Origin of the sequence: Streptomyces sp. NPDC051913 (assembly GCF_044593635.1) — a bacterium.
Taxonomy (GTDB): Bacteria; Actinomycetota; Actinomycetes; order Streptomycetales; family Streptomycetaceae; genus Streptomyces.
The window spans coordinates 86,549-101,101 of the sequence record NZ_JBIUCI010000002.1 but is presented as its reverse complement, the minus strand read 5'-3'; the positions used below and the strand labels follow the sequence as shown (position 1 = coordinate 101,101).

8 protein-coding genes are annotated in these 14,553 nt (G+C 71.8%); 1 reads left to right on the top strand and 7 read right to left on the bottom strand.

All coding sequences use genetic code 11. The features are described 5' to 3' along the window. Positions 1-92 precede the first annotated feature (92 nt). The 7 genes from ACIHIX_RS05830 to ACIHIX_RS05800 form a co-directional block, all read right to left on the bottom strand. Complete coding sequence (locus ACIHIX_RS05830) at positions 93-1,628, bottom strand: RNA polymerase sigma factor (RefSeq protein WP_399950282.1); 1,536 nt, start codon at positions 1,626-1,628, stop codon at positions 93-95. A 443-nt stretch (positions 1,629-2,071) separates the two neighbouring features. Then, the gene (locus ACIHIX_RS05825; protein WP_399950279.1) at positions 2,072-2,959 is read right to left on the bottom strand and encodes a FadR/GntR family transcriptional regulator; all 888 of its coding nucleotides are present in this window, start codon (positions 2,957-2,959) and stop codon (positions 2,072-2,074) included. 162 nt (positions 2,960-3,121) lie between these two features. Further along, positions 3,122-5,278 carry an ATP-binding cassette domain-containing protein gene (locus ACIHIX_RS05820; protein WP_399950276.1) on the bottom strand — a complete coding sequence of 719 codons (2,157 nt, stop codon included), beginning with the start codon at positions 5,276-5,278 and terminating at the stop codon, positions 3,122-3,124. A gap of 161 nt (positions 5,279-5,439) precedes the next feature. Next, positions 5,440-6,198 carry an NUDIX domain-containing protein gene (locus tag ACIHIX_RS05815; protein WP_399950273.1) on the bottom strand — a complete coding sequence of 253 codons (759 nt, stop codon included), beginning with the start codon at positions 6,196-6,198 and terminating at the stop codon, positions 5,440-5,442. A gap of 129 nt (positions 6,199-6,327) precedes the next feature. Next, positions 6,328-8,244 (bottom strand): glycogen debranching N-terminal domain-containing protein, encoded by a 1,917-nt coding sequence (locus ACIHIX_RS05810; RefSeq protein WP_399951903.1) that lies wholly within the window; start codon positions 8,242-8,244, stop codon positions 6,328-6,330. 848 nt (positions 8,245-9,092) lie between these two features. Next, a complete protein-coding gene (locus tag ACIHIX_RS05805) occupies positions 9,093-10,898 on the bottom strand; it encodes a DUF4192 domain-containing protein (protein ID WP_399950271.1) in 1,806 nt (601 codons plus the stop codon). A gap of 178 nt (positions 10,899-11,076) precedes the next feature. Beyond that, complete coding sequence (locus ACIHIX_RS05800; RefSeq protein ID WP_399950268.1) at positions 11,077-13,236, bottom strand: RecQ family ATP-dependent DNA helicase; 2,160 nt, start codon at positions 13,234-13,236, stop codon at positions 11,077-11,079. A 308-nt stretch (positions 13,237-13,544) separates the two neighbouring features. On the opposite strand from ACIHIX_RS05800, the gene ACIHIX_RS05795 reads away from it, so the two are divergent. Further along, entirely contained in the window at positions 13,545-14,177 is a 633-nt protein-coding gene (locus ACIHIX_RS05795) for a hypothetical protein (RefSeq protein WP_329333884.1), read from the top strand. The last annotated feature ends 376 nt before the right edge of the window (positions 14,178-14,553 follow it).

The window sequence follows — 14,553 nt, the reverse complement described above, 5'->3', positions numbered from 1 at the left end:
GCCCGCCCAACACAAGGCCCAGCACGAGGGCCCAGCACGAAGGCCCGGCTTCCTCGCGGAAAACCGGGCCTTCGACGTCGTACGACCGCGTCCTAGTCGAGGTAGTCGCGCAGCACCTGCGAACGCGACGGGTGGCGCAGCTTCGACATGGTCTTGGACTCGATCTGGCGGATGCGCTCACGCGTCACGCCGTACACCTTGCCGATCTCGTCGAGGGTCTTCGGCTGACCGTCGGTGAGACCGAAGCGCATCGAGACGACGCCCGCCTCGCGCTCGGACAGGGTGTCGAGGACGGAGTGCAGCTGCTCCTGCAGGAGCGTGAAGCTGACCGCGTCGGCCGGGACGACGGCCTCGGAGTCCTCGATGAGGTCACCGAACTCGCTGTCGCCGTCCTCGCCCAGCGGGGTGTGCAGGGAGATGGGCTCGCGGCCGTACTTCTGGACCTCGATGACCTTCTCGGGGGTCATGTCGAGTTCCTTGGCCAGCTCCTCCGGGGTGGGCTCGCGGCCCAGGTCCTGGAGCATCTGACGCTGCACGCGCGCGAGCTTGTTGATGACCTCGACCATGTGCACCGGGATGCGGATGGTGCGGGCCTGGTCGGCCATGGCGCGGGTGATCGCCTGACGGATCCACCAGGTGGCGTACGTGGAGAACTTGTAGCCCTTGGTGTAGTCGAACTTCTCGACCGCGCGGATCAGACCGAGGTTGCCCTCCTGGATGAGGTCCAGGAAGAGCATGCCGCGACCGGTGTAGCGCTTGGCCAGGGAGACCACCAGACGGAGGTTGGCCTCCAGGAGGTGGTTCTTGGCGCGGCGGCCGTCCTCGGCGATGATCTCCAGCTCGCGCTTGAGCTTGGGGGCGAGCTTGTCGGCGTTGGCCAGCTTGTCCTCGGCGAACAGGCCGGCCTCGATGCGCTTGGCGAGCTCGACCTCCTGCTCGGCGTTGAGCAGCGGGACCTTGCCGATCTGCTTCAGGTAGTCCTTGACGGGGTCGGCGGTGGCACCGGCCACGGCCACCTGCTGGGCAGGCGCGTCGTCCTCGTCGTCGTCGGAGAGGACGAAGCCCTTGCTCTCGCCGCCCTCCTCTTCCTCTTCGCCGGGCTTGATGTCCTCGAGGACCTCGTCCTCGACGACCTCGGCGTCGTCCTTGCCGCCGGCGGTCTTCTTCGCCGCCGTCTTCTTGGCGACGGTCTTCTTCGCGACCGCCTTCTTGGCGGTCGTCGCCTTCTTGGCGGCGGCCTTCTTCGCGGGCGCCTCGTCCTCGGCGGAGGCTTCGGCAGCGGGCGCCGCGGGGGTGGCGGTGGCGGTGGCCTTCTTGGTGGTCACCGTCTTCGCAGCGACCGTCTTGGTGGCGGTGCGCTTGACCGGACTCTTCGCTGCGACGCTCTTTCGGGTGCGCTTGGGCTCCGCGGCACTGACCATCAGCGTCACACCCTCTTCCTCGAGGATCTGGTTGAGGCTGCGCAGTACGTTCTTCCACTGAGTGGCCGGAATCTGGTCAGCTTCGAAGGCCCGACGCACGTCGTCGCCGGCGATCTGCCCCTCAGCCTTTCCCCGCTCAATCAGAGCCATGACAGAGACGGACTCGGCGATCTCCGGCGGGAGCGTACGGGATGTGCTGGCCGACACGAACAACCTCTCGGAACGTTGGAAAACGGCTTCCGGCCCCGTCCGGGATGGACAGGAACCGACCACCGGCCGTGGAGATGGGCCGACGGTGCGGGCGGGGGGCCGGGAAGATGCACAGCGCCATACATGGCGTCCGTATTCCCTCCGCGGCTGTCACCTCTTAGGTCATCGCGTTGTTTCCACAAGCGTTACGCCCAATCTGCGTGGCCCGAGTCACACCCCGTAAGCGCTCAAAAAAGGTCAGACACGGACAGAAGAGGTCACCTATGGGCGCCAGGGGAAAGAAAACACCTTGCGAACCACCTCGCGAACCACCCTGCCCGCACCGTCGGACCCCGCAGGATTCCGAAGGATCCTGCGGGGTCCGACGGTGGGCGGCCCGTCGGCCGAACGGTACCCAGGAGGGGGAGGCACCCTCCGGCCGCGCCGCCCGCGGTGCGTGGTCAGTGCTCGCGCGGCGCCGGCACCACGCGCTCCACCTCCGGGTGGACGGTCAGCAGCTGGCGCATCGCCGCCTCGGCCGCCGTGCCGTCGCCGGCGGCGAGGGCGTCGGCGATCCTCCCGTGCTGCGCCAGCGAGGCCTCGTTCGGCCGGTCACATCCGGTGACCGGGCCGCCGGACACCTGGAGCGCGGCCGACACGATCCCCGAAAGGTGCTCCAGCATCCGGTTGCCCGCGAGCTGGATCAGCAGGGAGTGGAACTCGGCATCCGCGCGGGAGAACGTCAGCGCGTCACCCTGCGCCATGGCGTGCCCCATGATCTCCACCATGTCGGTGAGCCGCTGCTGCACCTCCTCGCGCCCATGACCGGCGGCGAGGCGCGCGGCGAGCGGCTCGATCGTCCAGCGCAGCTCGCTCAGCTCACGACGCTGGTCGTCGCGCTGCGGCCCGAAGGCGCGCCATTCGATGATGTCCGGGTCGAGGAGGTTCCAGTCGCTGACGGGGCGCACGCGCGTGCCGACGTTCGGCCGGGCGCTGACCAGGCCCTTGGCCTCCAGGACGCGGAGGGACTCGCGGACGACGGTGCGGGAGACCTCGAATCGCTGGCCGATCTCCTCGGGCACCAGGGGCCGGTCGGCGCCCAGGTCGCCGGAGACGATCATCTGGCCGAGTTGCTGGACGAGTTGGCCGTGCAGTCCGCGTCCACGGCTGCCCGCCGTGCGTCGGCCCACGCGGCCCAGCTCGGGTTCCGCGGTGTCCCAGGCGGAGGTCCCGAGGCGGTCTGCGGCGGGCGCATCCGCGTAGGGGTAGCGGTCGAGTTCGCCCGGGCCGGCGAGACCGGAGTCTGCGGAGCGGGCGGCGGTCATCATGGTGTGCGCAAGGGTACTCACGGATCCTTTGTCGGCGCCGTCCCCAACTCCCTTGAGGTCTTTGGTGAAAAGCACACGAAAGGGTGATCGCTCACCCCGTCGCAATTGACGCCTTATCGGAAAGAAATGGGCTTTCCGTGGGGAGTTGCGCGCAGAGCGGGACCGGGAGGTCGCAGACGGTCGTCATTGGACCCTGCTACGCAGGCTCGTGAGCAGATATGCGCAGAGCAGAGCCATCAACGACAACGCCAGCGCCCCACCCACCGGTTGGGCGATCACACGCGCCACGGCGGACAGATAGCGCTCTCCACCAAAGGGCCACTGCAAGAGAAACGTCTCGCGAAACCGCAGCGGAAACCCCGCGGCCGTCCGCACAGCCGGTCCTTCCAAGGCTTTTTGTACGAGGGGTACGACGACGACCGGTACGGCGACCACGGCGGCCAGCCCGGCCGTGGTGGACCGGAAGATGCCCGCGGCCAGCACGCCCGCCCAGGCACAGCCCACCACGAGCCCCATCCAACTCGCGCTCAGTGAAAGCCAGTCGGCGGGAACTCGCGCGAGCTCCCGTCCGTACACGAGATAGAGCACTTCGGCGTCGCAGCCCACCGTGAGGAACGCCAGCAGCAGCGCGGTGGCGGCGGAGACGACGAGCTTGGCCGTGAGCAGCCCCAGCCGCCGGGGCACGGTGCCGCGGTCCGCCGCCAGGGCGGGGTGGCGGAACTCGTCACCGAAGGCGAACGCCCCGAGCAGCCCCGCACCGAGCGCCGCGGGCGGCAGCGGCAGCTCCTGCGGCCATGCGGCCAACAGTCGGTGCTGCGGGGTGTGGCCGATACGGGCGAGCAGCAGGGCGGTGAGGGCGGACACGACGAGCACGGCGGCCGCGGTGAGGAACCCGGTGCCGACTCCCGCGGCACGGCGCAGCTCGTACCGGAGCGGGCGCAGGGGGCTGGGGGCGGGGCGGACCGAGATGGGGGGTGGGAGTTCGGAGGAGGCGTCGAGCGTGGCGACCGTCGAGGGACGGGGGCCCCGAGCGAAGGCCGACGTCGCGCCGGGCGTGGCGGGATGCGGGGCGTCCCGGGCGGGATGTGCGGCGTCTCGGGCGGGATGCGGTGACGGTGGGTCCGTCAGCGGTTGCGATCGTGGCCGCGACTCCGACTGCGGTACGTCGTCGGCTCGCTGAGTTGGGTTGGTGGCCGTCGGTTCAGGCGCGGTGCTGCTGGAGCCGTGGGGCATGTCGGTTTCGCCTGGTGGGGCGATGTCGGCCAGGGGTGCGCCGGTCTTCTCCGCTGTAGCCGCTTCCCTCAGCAGGGTGGTGGCGAGCGGGTCGGCTGACGGTGTGCCGCACTGCCCCGAGGCATCCGACTCACCGGGCAGGGTCGTCGTACCCGAGTCGGCGGATGCGTCGCCGCAGGTCATCGGGGTTTCGGCAGCGAGGCCATCGCGCCTCGGAGCCGTTCCCGCACCCGGTCCCATGTCGCCGATCTCGTCCGCGAGTTGGTGGACGAGGACGCCGTGGCGGAAGGCGGCCTCACCGACGTCGGCGCAGGTGCTGCCGTACACGGAGAGACGGTTGCCGCCCTCGCGGACGACCTCGACGGAACGGTGCCTGGTGCGTGCTTCCTTGGCGAGGAGGGCCGCGAGGCGGGCGGCGTGCGGGGTGCGGACGGCGACGCGGGGCCGCAGCCGGGTGCGGGCGAACTCATCGGCCTCCTGATCGGCGACGAGTCTGCCTTCGTCGAGTGTGACGACCCGGTCGGCGGTGCGGGCGGCCTCCTTGGGATCGGCGGTGGTGATCAGCACCGTGCCGCCCTGGCTCGCGTGGGCGCGCAGCAAGCCGTACAGCCAGCGGCTCTCGCGAGCGGAGAGTCCGTCGGCGGCGTCGTCCAGCACGAGCGTGTGCGGGTCGGACAGGAGGGCGCAGGCCAGGCCGAGGCGTCGGTCCATGCCGCGCGAGAGCGTGCCGAGGCGCTCCTCGCGCAGGCTGACGAGCCCGACGACCTCCAGGACCTCGTCGGCACGCCGCACCGGAACCCCCGCGGCGGCGCACAGCATGCGCAGATGCCCGCGGACGGTTCGGGACGGATGGCCCGGCACATCGCCGAGGAGCACGCCGACCTCGCGTGACGGGTGCGCGATCCGGTGCATTGGGCGGCCTCTGAAGTAGGTGACACCGCGGCCCTGTTGGAGTTCGAGCATGAGCCTGAGCGCCGTCGTCTTGCCCGCCCCCGGCGCGCCGAGCAGCGCGGTCACGCGGCCTGCCCGAGCTTCGAAGGAGACGTCGTCGACGGCGGGCGGAAGCTCCTTGCGGGGGTTGCTGGTCAGTCCGAAGGCCTGGATCACCCGAAGCAAGATAGCGCGCTATGTCCGCTTTTTCCGTCACCGCACGGCCCGCTCCGCAGGCGGTAGTCAGGCCTCTCGTACCGGTGTTCGCCGCCGGGCCGTCCCTGTCCGTATCGCCAGACACCCCAGCACTCGCCGCGGCGACGGAGGTTGGGGCGACCTCACACTTCGGGGCGCAGCATCGGCGGGTTGAGCAGAGTGGCGCCGCCGGCCCGGAAAAGCTGGGCGGGGCGGCCACCTTGGCGCGTGGTCGTCCCACCGGTGGGCACGAGGAAGCCCGGCGTACCGGTCACCTTGCGATGGAAATTACGCGGGTCCAGGGCCACCCCCCACACCGCTTCGTAGACCCGACGCAGCTCTCCCACGGTGAACTCGGTGGGGCAGAACGCCGTGGCCAGTGACGAGTACTCGATCTTGGAGCGGGCTCGCTCCACACCGTCGGACAGAATCTGCGCATGGTCGAAGGCGAGCGGAGCCACCGCTTCGCCGTCGCGCCCGTACCCGCCTTGCTGAAGCAGTTCCTCGACCGGCGCCCAGCGTGCGTTGCTGGCGTCACCGCCCGCCCGGGGTGCGGGCAGGTCGGGGGCGAGCGCGAGGTGCGCGACACTCACGACCCGCATGCGAGGGTCCCGCTTGGGGTCGCCATAGGTCGCGAGCTGCTCCAGGTGAGCGCCGTTGTCCTGCGCCGGGGCCGCCGGTTCATGGGCGCGCAGCCCGGTCTCCTCGGCGAGTTCACGGGCCGCCGCCTGCGACAGGTCCTCGTCGGCCCGTACGAAACCGCCGGGAAGCGCCCAGCGCCCCTGGAAGGGCGGTTCGCCCCTGCGCACCGCCAGCGCGCACAGAGCATGGCGGCGCACGGTCAGCACGACCAGATCCACGGTGACGGCGAAGGGCGGAAAGGCTGACGGGTCGTAGGGCATGCCGCGATCATAGTCGTCTGCCTGACGATAAACACTCCCTTCGTCGGCCGCATCGGTGGCTGATCCACTTCGGTCCGGTACCTGCCCACCACCCGCTCACGGCTTCGCGAGGCGACGCGTCGTGCGAGGTCACGTTCCCAGTTGCAGTCCGTCGGCCGCCTCCTCGACCATGGCCAGGCCGAGCCGGCCGACCCGCACGGAGAACGCGCCGCCCGCGATCCGCAGCCCGGTCAGCACGATCTCGCCCAGCGGCGCACTGCGCACGGGACGCAGTGTGACCGTCCCGGCGGGGGCGTCGGGACGGATCCCCGCGAGCGTGGTCAACAGCAGCACCCCGGCGGCCGCCGCGGTGGCCGCCGGTCGGCACGCCGCCGGGTGGGGGACGGGAGCGCTGCCGTCCGTGCGCTGCTCCCCCGCGAACATCTCGGGCAACCGGTGGCCGAACGTCTCGGCCGCCGCCAGGACGCCCCGGAGCAGTGACGTCGCCTCCTTCTCGTACCCGGCGGCGGCCAGGCCCGCGACGGCGACCGCCGTCTCCTGCGTTCTGACGGCGCCCCCACGGTGCCCGAAGGGGTTGTAGCCCACCTCCTTCGCGCCCAGCCCCCTCAGTCCCCAGCCCGAGTCCATGGCGGGGCCGCCGAGCAGCCGGGCGAGCTGTTCGGTCTGCACTTTGTCGAGCAGCCCGGGCGCCAGTTCGCCTGCGCCCAGCAGACCGGTGTCGAGGAGGTGGACGGTCGCCGCACCCAGGTGCGGGACAGGCCGGCCGTCCGGGGCCCGGGCCAGCACGGGTCGGCCGCCCCCCAGGTCGTCGATCCAGAAGTCCTCCCGGAAGGTGGCCCGCATTTGCTTGGCCCATTGCCTCAGCCCGGCGCCGCCCGGTCTGCCGCAGGTGTCGAGCAGGTCGGCGCCGAGCAAGGCCGCGCGATGGGCATGGGCCTGTGTCTCACAGCGAAGCGGGCCCCCGGGTTGCGGGTCGCACAGATAGGGAGCGTCGCCGGCTGTGGTCCGCAGCCAGGTCAGGCAGCGCTCGGCGGCGGGAAGGAGCTCCTCCGTTTCGGCGTCGGGCAGCCCCCAGCGACGGGCTTCGGCGAGCAGCACCGGGAAGAGCAGGGTGGCCTCCGTGCCGGTGCAACTCGGTGGCAGGTGGGGGCCCGCGTCGCGTCTGGGAGCGGGGATCATGCCGGACTGCGGTCCAGGGCCCTGGAGTTGGGTGCGGGCGAGGGTGCGCAGGGTGCCTGCGGCGAGGCGGGTGCCGAGGGACAGGGTCATGCGGGCCGCGGTGAGTGCGTCGACCGGGGCCAGACCGCAGCGCCAGGGCGCCCCGGCGGCCAGGTGGATGTCGGTGGGGTGGGCGGGGTCGCGCAGGAGCAGGGCCTGGAGGTCCTCGATGCTCGTCCGCAGCAGATGCTGCGCCCTGGGGTCGTCCCCCATCGCCCGGGCGGGAGCGAGAGGGCTCGTCGCGGCCCGGCCCACGGCCCGGACGGGTCCCGCACCGTCCGGTCGCACTCGCAGCTCCACGCTCGCGCTGCCGCCCGGCGGCAGGACGAACTCCCAGCGCAGCAGCCCTGCCGAGGCCAGCGCGTCGGCGGGTGGCGGGTCGGCCGTGACCGACACGTTCCCGGTAGGGGACGCCCAGCGCAGGCCGGAGTCGTGGACGCTCGCTGGCAGTTCCGGTGCCGGGCCACCGCCCGCGATGGCCCCCAGGTCTGCCAGATCGGTACCGAGAGCCACCTCGACCGGCAGCCTCAGTGGACGAACCGCCGCGCTGGACAAGGTGATCCGCTCCGTACCGTCCGCGTACCGGATGCGCTCGACGACCACGTCCGGGTCCGGACCCACATGCGGTGAGGTTCGGACGGTACCCAGGAACCGGACGCTGTCCGCCGCGGTCATCCGCGCCTGGATCGCGAGCGGTTCACGCCCTGCCACCCGGAGCAGGCAGCGGGAGAGCACACGCCGGCCGGACCGGTAGAACCCCTCCAGTCCTTGACCGGTCAGCTGCCCGTGTTCCGTGGAGATGGCGAGGCCGGGGAGGGCGAGACAGATCAAGGCGGTGTGGGTGGGTGGCAGGTCGGCGGAGCGGCGGGGCGGTGGGAGCCGGCCGGCCTGAGCAGGTGAGGCCGAGGGGCGGCCTGCCTTCCCGACGGCCTGCGGTGGTGTCGAGGCGTGAGGCCTGGGCCGGACTGTCGCCGACTGGCTCGAGAGACGTGACCGGTCTGCCGCTGTTACGGAGCGCGGCCCGTAGCCCTCGAACGCGTCCAGGTCCGGGTCCGGGCCCTCTGAGTTCAGCGGAACTTGACCTCTCGTCCGACTGAGACGTTCCGCAGGGTCGACCTCCCAGGAAGAGGAAGGGGGTGAGGGGGAGAGTCCGGGAGAGCCGCTCCGTTCGCCCGGGTCGTCGCGCCGTCCGGTGCCGTCGGTGAAAGGGGGCAGGTCAAGGCGTTGCTCCGAGGTCAAGGCGGCGGAGCGGTTGTCGTCGGCGGTGGAGTGCGGAGTCGGCTGATTCATGGGCGGCTTCTTCTGCGCTCGGTGCGCCTCGGGCGGGTACGACGTCGGCGGGACGGGACTCTGGACCGTGGCGGAACTGTGTACGGGGGCACGGCGGCACGCCCGTCCAGCCGCTGCGCCACTCAGGTGAACGGAGCAGGGCTCCCCTGGGTCACGCCTCTGGCCGCCCAAGCCGACCGGATGGCGGCGGGGCCGTGCCGATACGGCCCTATTGGCGCCACACCCGACCCATGCAAGACACCCGACCCAGGCAAGACACCCGCCCCGCCAAAGCATCCGCCCCGTCCAAGCCGTCCAAGCCGTCCAAGCCGTCCAAGCCGTCCAAGCCGTCCAAGCCGTCCAAGCCGTCCAAGCCGTCGAGTCGGCCATATCCGCCCTGGGCGCCGTCATGCGGTCCCCGTATCCCCCGCGTCCCCGGCTCGCGCACCACCCTCGCGAGCTCCCGGGCCGCTGCCCTCGACGCCCTTGCGCGTGCGCCCCGTCCGCACGGAGCCGGGACGTGTACCTCCCGCCACTGAAGCGCGAGCACGTGGCGCACTCGCCCCCGACCCGCGCCCCTCCCCCTTCCCGGAACGGGTGCCGCTCGCAGCCGCATCGCCGGACCGCGTCCGGCGTCGTCGGCCGGAACCCGTCGCCGCCGCCGGACACGGCACGGACTCGGCGGACTGGCCACGTCCCGCGGCCCCACCCCGCCTGGCGGACGCACCGAGCCCTGTGGAGTCGCAGGACCCCGCCACCCCGTCGGGCGTTACTGCGTCACCGCATCCCGCCGCCTCGGCGTCCGCGTCGCCTCCGAAACTTCCCGACCCCGGCCAATCCGTCTCCCCACCGGCCACAGAGTCGCCGGCTTCTGACGCTTCCGGCCGCCCCCTGTCGCCCCGTTCCGCCCGCAGGCAGCGGCGGATCGACTCCGGGTCCAGGCCCTCGTTGCAGGCCTGATGGAGCAGGCGCGCGAAGAGGTAGTCGGGGTCGGCGCCCAACGCCATGGCCAGGGCTTCCCTGGCCTCCAGCTGGTCGCCGGTCGACCAGGCGACCCAGCCGGCGAGGGTGAGCGGCGCCGCTGCATGTTCGCCGTACGGCCCGACGCAGCGCCGGGCCAGCGCGCGCCAGAGTCGGAGGGCCGGCCCTGCCACGTCTCCTTCCATCCACTCGGCCGCGCGGTCGCGGGTCGTCCGGTCCTGGAGGCCGAGGATCAGCGACGCCGCCTCGTCGTGCCCCAGCAGCTGATCGTCACGGAGATCCGCGGTGAGAATGCCGGAGACCGCTGGGGCCTGCGCGAAGCGCCGCATGACCACCTCGGCCAGCTCCAGGGTCTCGGCAGCCACACCACTGCGACCGGCCCCGTCGAGAATCCTCGGGACGATCGCCATGCCCGCCGTGTCCAGCGCGATCTCCTGGGCCAGTACGGCGGCGTTCTCCCAGGGCATCAGCCTGGCCCGCAACTCCTTCAGAGTGCCGCGCACTTGGAGACCGGCGTAGGTGGCGGCCGCCGCCAGCACCGAGGTGCCCGGCAGACCCATGGACTGCCCCTCGGGCGGACAGCACACCTCGCTCACACAGCAGTACGACCAGAAGCGACCGTCGGAGATGCACAGCGCCTCGATCACCGGGACGTCGCGGGAGCCGCACTCGATCCGCAGTTGCTGGGCAAGCGGTCGCAGCCGTTCCATCACCTGTCGGCCGGATTCGCCCGGCCCGGGTTCCTGGCAGAGGTAGGCGACCATCTGGTCCGGACGCGCTCCCCTGCGCTCGCTGCCGGTGACCAGCCCATGGGCCAACTGCCGTGCCACGGCGGACCAGTCGTCGGAGCTCGCGGGGATGCCGAGCCTGGCCCGGCCTCCGAACCGGCCTCGTCCGTCCTTGTCGCGGAGGGCGACCAGGACGATGCTGTCCTCCGGCCGGTAACCGAGCAGATAGGGCAGGGCGTCGGCCAGTTCGGCCGGGGTGCGCAGTGTCACCTGGTCGTCGCCGTGGCCGTCGTACGCGATGGAGCCGTCGCGTACCGCCTGTCCCGGATGCTCCTCCCCCGCGCCGACGGCCTCGCGTGCGCCGCTCCCTTTCGCCTCGCCGCTCCCTTTCGCCTCGTGGCCTCCCTCTGCCTGGCCGCTTCCCTGCGCCTGGCCGCTCTCCTGCGCCTCACCGCTGCCCTGCGCCTCGCCGCTGCCCTGCGCCTCACCGCTTTCGAAAGCCATGAGGCTTTCCTCAGCAGATGCTGCACTTTCGGCAGATCCAGAGCGTTCGGGGGATCCAGTCGTTTCGCTGTGATTCGTCATGCCCTGACGATCTCGCGCATCGCGAAATCCCGCTCCGGCCTGTGGATAACTCCGGCCGCGGACACGTCAATTCAGTTCCCGCCACGCGCCGCACCGCTCAGCCCGCCGCCGCAAGCACCAGCGGGAGCACCTGCTCGCTCCCCGCCCGCAGCAGCAGACGCGCAGCGACGGCCAGCGTCCAGCCGGAGTCGGTGTAGTCGTCCACGAGCAGGACAGGGCCGGGAGTGCGAGCCAGCGCTTCGGCGAGCTCGTCGGAGACTCCGAAGCTGCCGGACAGCGCCCTGAGCCGCTGGGCGGAGTTGCTGCGACGCGCCGCGTGCGCGCCGCCCGGGCCCGTGTACGTCAGGGTGCCCAGCAGCGGGAGCCGGCCAATGCCGGCGATGCCCTCGGCGAGGGAACCCACGAGCTGGGGACGGGCGAGGGACGGTACGGCGACGACGCCCACCGGCCGGGGCGCCGCATCCGGCGTGTTCGATGCCCAACCGCCCGGCGAGCGCGCCCAGTCGGCGAGGACCGACACCGCCGCCCGTAGCACGTCGTCGGGGACCGGACCGTCGGGAGCACCCTCGGCCAGCAGCGGACGCAGGCGGTTGCCCCAGCCGATGTCGGAGAGTCTCCCCAGCGCGCGCCCGGTGGAGCACTGCTCCTTGGTCGGGATACGGCCCTTGAGGTCGATACCCAGCGCGGGCATTCCCGTCGGCCACATCCGGCGTGGTTCGACCTCGACGCCCGGGCGGTCCAGTTCCTTCGTCGCTGCGGTCAGCGTCTCCGCCGAGACGGAGGTGTCGGCCCAGGGCCCCGCGCAGTTGTCGCAACGGCCGCACGGGGCCGCTCCCTCGTCGTCGAGCTGGCGGCGCAGGAACTCCATCCGGCATCCGGTCGTGCTCACGTAGTCGCGCATGGCCTGCTGCTCGGCCGCGCGCTGCCGTGCCACCCAGGCGTACCGCTCGGCGTCGTAGACCCATTCCTGGCCGGTGGCGATCCAGCCGCCCTTGACCCGCTTGACGGCCCCGTCCACGTCGAGGACCTTGAGCATGGTCTCCAGGCGGGTGCGCCTGAGGTCCACGACAGCCTCCAGGGCGGGCACGGAGAGCGGCCGGCCCGCGTCGGCCAGTGCCGCGAGGGTCTGGCGGACCTGAGCCTCGGGCGGGAAGGCGGTGTCCGCGAAGTAGCGCCAGATGGCCTCGTCCTCCTTGCCCGGCAGCAGCAGCACATCCGCGTGTGCCACGCCCCGTCCCGCGCGGCCGACCTGCTGGTAGTAGGCGATGGGCGAGGACGGTGAGCCGAGATGGATGACGAAGCCCAGGTCAGGCTTGTCGAAACCCATGCCGAGTGCCGAGGTCGCGACCAGTGCCTTGACCCGGTTCGCGAGCAGGTCGGTCTCGGCCTGGAGGCGGTCGGCGTTCTCTGTGCGCCCCGTGTAGGAGGCGACCTGGTGACCGCGCTGCCGCAGATGGGCGGTGGCCTCCTCTGCGGCGGCGACCGTCAGCGTGTAGATGATTCCGGAGCCCGGCAGCTCGTCCAGATGCTCGGCGAGCCAGGCGAGTCGGTGTGCGGCGTCAGGCAATTGGACGACGCCGAGGCGCAGGCTCTCGCGCTCCAGCGGGCCGCGCAGCACCAGCGCTTCTCCGGCGCCGGTGCCGAGCTGTTCGGCCACGTCCGCCGTGACCCGCGCGTTGGCGGTCGCGGTGGTCGCCAGGACCGGAACTCCGGGAGCGAGCTCGGTGAGCATCGCCCGCAGGCGTCGGTAGTCCGGTCGGAAGTCGTGCCCCCAGTCGGAGATGCAGTGCGCCTCGTCGACCACGAGCAGACCGGTCGTGGCCGCCAGCTTGGGCAGCAACTGGTCGCGGAAGTCGACGGAGTTGAGACGTTCGGGACTGACCAGGAGCACGTCGGTCTCTCCCCGCTCCACCTCCTCGTGGCTGGTGTCCCACTCCTCGGGGTTGGCCGAGTTGATGGTGCGCGCCCGAATGCCGGCCCGCGCCGCCGACTCGACCTGGTTGCGCATCAGCGCCAGGAGCGGCGAGACGATCACCGTCGGACCGGCTCCCCGTCGGCGCAGCAGCGCGGTGGCCACGAAGTACACCGCGGACTTGCCCCAGCCCGTGCGCTGCACGACCAGCGCGCGTCGGCGGTCCTCCACCAGCGCCGCCACCGCCTGCCACTGGTCCTCGCGCAATCGCGCGGAGCCCTCCGGGGCCCCGACCAGCTCGGCGAGAACGGCATCGGCTTCGGCGCGGAGCTCCAGGTTGTCCATGTCTCCATGCAACCCGATGGCACTGACAATCGGCCACTTCACACGGCGTGACACCAGGCATCCTGTCCGTCAGGCCCGCGCGCGTATCTGGCGTCGCACGGCTAAACAGCGGGTAGGGATATAAACCACACACCGCCATATACCGGTCGGTGGCCCCAATTGCTCGTTGCCGCATCCAAGTTCGACAGGAAGAATTGAACTCCGCTCCCCGCACGGCTCGTCCGTGGTCCGGTAGGGCTCTGCTGCGGTGTGCGCTCCCCCGAATCCGACCCCGCCCGCAGTGTGGGCGCGTAGCCGAAGGGAGGACCGTGACCTTCGGATTCGCTCCGTCCTCGGCGGCATCCACGTCGACGTCTGCCGACCTGTCCGCCGCATCCAACCCGCTGACCCGTCTGCTCGAACCCGCGGAGTGGGCCGCAGCCGGGATTCCCCTGCTGCGCAATCCCCGCGAGGTCGTCAGCGGACTGCACTCCCGGCACCGTCCGACGACCGCGACGGCGATCGTGGCCGTCCTCGATCCGGACGAACGGCTCAGCGCGAGCGCGTCGTTCACCCGCCGCCCGGCACCGGCCGACGGGTGGATGTTCCGCAACGCGCTGCTCTCGCAACTGCGCCGGGTCATCCCGCACGACCTGCGCCGCCGCACACCGGTACGCACGGCGGTGCTGCTGTACTGCCGTGACGGCGACGCGCGTTGGACGGAGGAGGACGGCGCGTGGATGTGGGGACTGCGCGACGCGTGCACGCTGCACGGACTGCGTTGCGGCGCCTACATCACGCTGACCCGTGACGGCTGGCAGGTCCTCGGCGAGGGTCGCGGCGGTCGCCGCCCCAACTCCACGTCGGCACCGGAACCCTTCGCCCTGTCCGAGGCACCGCCCCCGCTGCCCCGCACCGGCGGTGCTGCGTCAGAGGTACTGCGCCGCGCGGCGGCCCGCTGAGACTCCGGAGGGTGCCTCAAGGCGCCTTCCGGGACACCGGCCGGACCGAGCCGGGCCAACACTGCTGCCGAAGCCCCCGCGTCCGCCGTACGGCGAAGTCGTACGGCGTGGGCGACGGGGCGTGCGGTTCTACGACGTGAAAGTCGGGCGGCACGCAAGAGAACTCACGCTCGCCGAGCAGGCATCCGGCCACCGTGCTCACGGCGGGACTCCCCCGGCCCACGGCGGGACTACCCTGGCCCGCAGCCCATCACGGCAGCAGAGGGCGGGCCGGAGCACACCTGGGCGAGGGCACGCGCACGGACCGCCGCCAGCGTCCGCGCACGACAAACCCCCCACCGTGCTGGAGCCGCCGCGGCGGCTCCTTCGTCACCCC

Excerpts from the sequence above, each read along its gene's own strand:
- ACIHIX_RS05815 (WP_399950273.1), bottom strand. The coding sequence starts at position 6,198 with ATGCCCTACGACCCGTCAGCCTTTCCGCCCTTCGCCGTCACCGTGGAT.
- ACIHIX_RS05805 (WP_399950271.1), bottom strand. The coding sequence starts at position 10,898 with ATGGCTTTCGAAAGCGGTGAGGCGCAGGGCAGCGGCGAGGCGCAGGGC.
- ACIHIX_RS05800 (WP_399950268.1), bottom strand. The coding sequence starts at position 13,236 with ATGGACAACCTGGAGCTCCGCGCCGAAGCCGATGCCGTTCTCGCCGAG.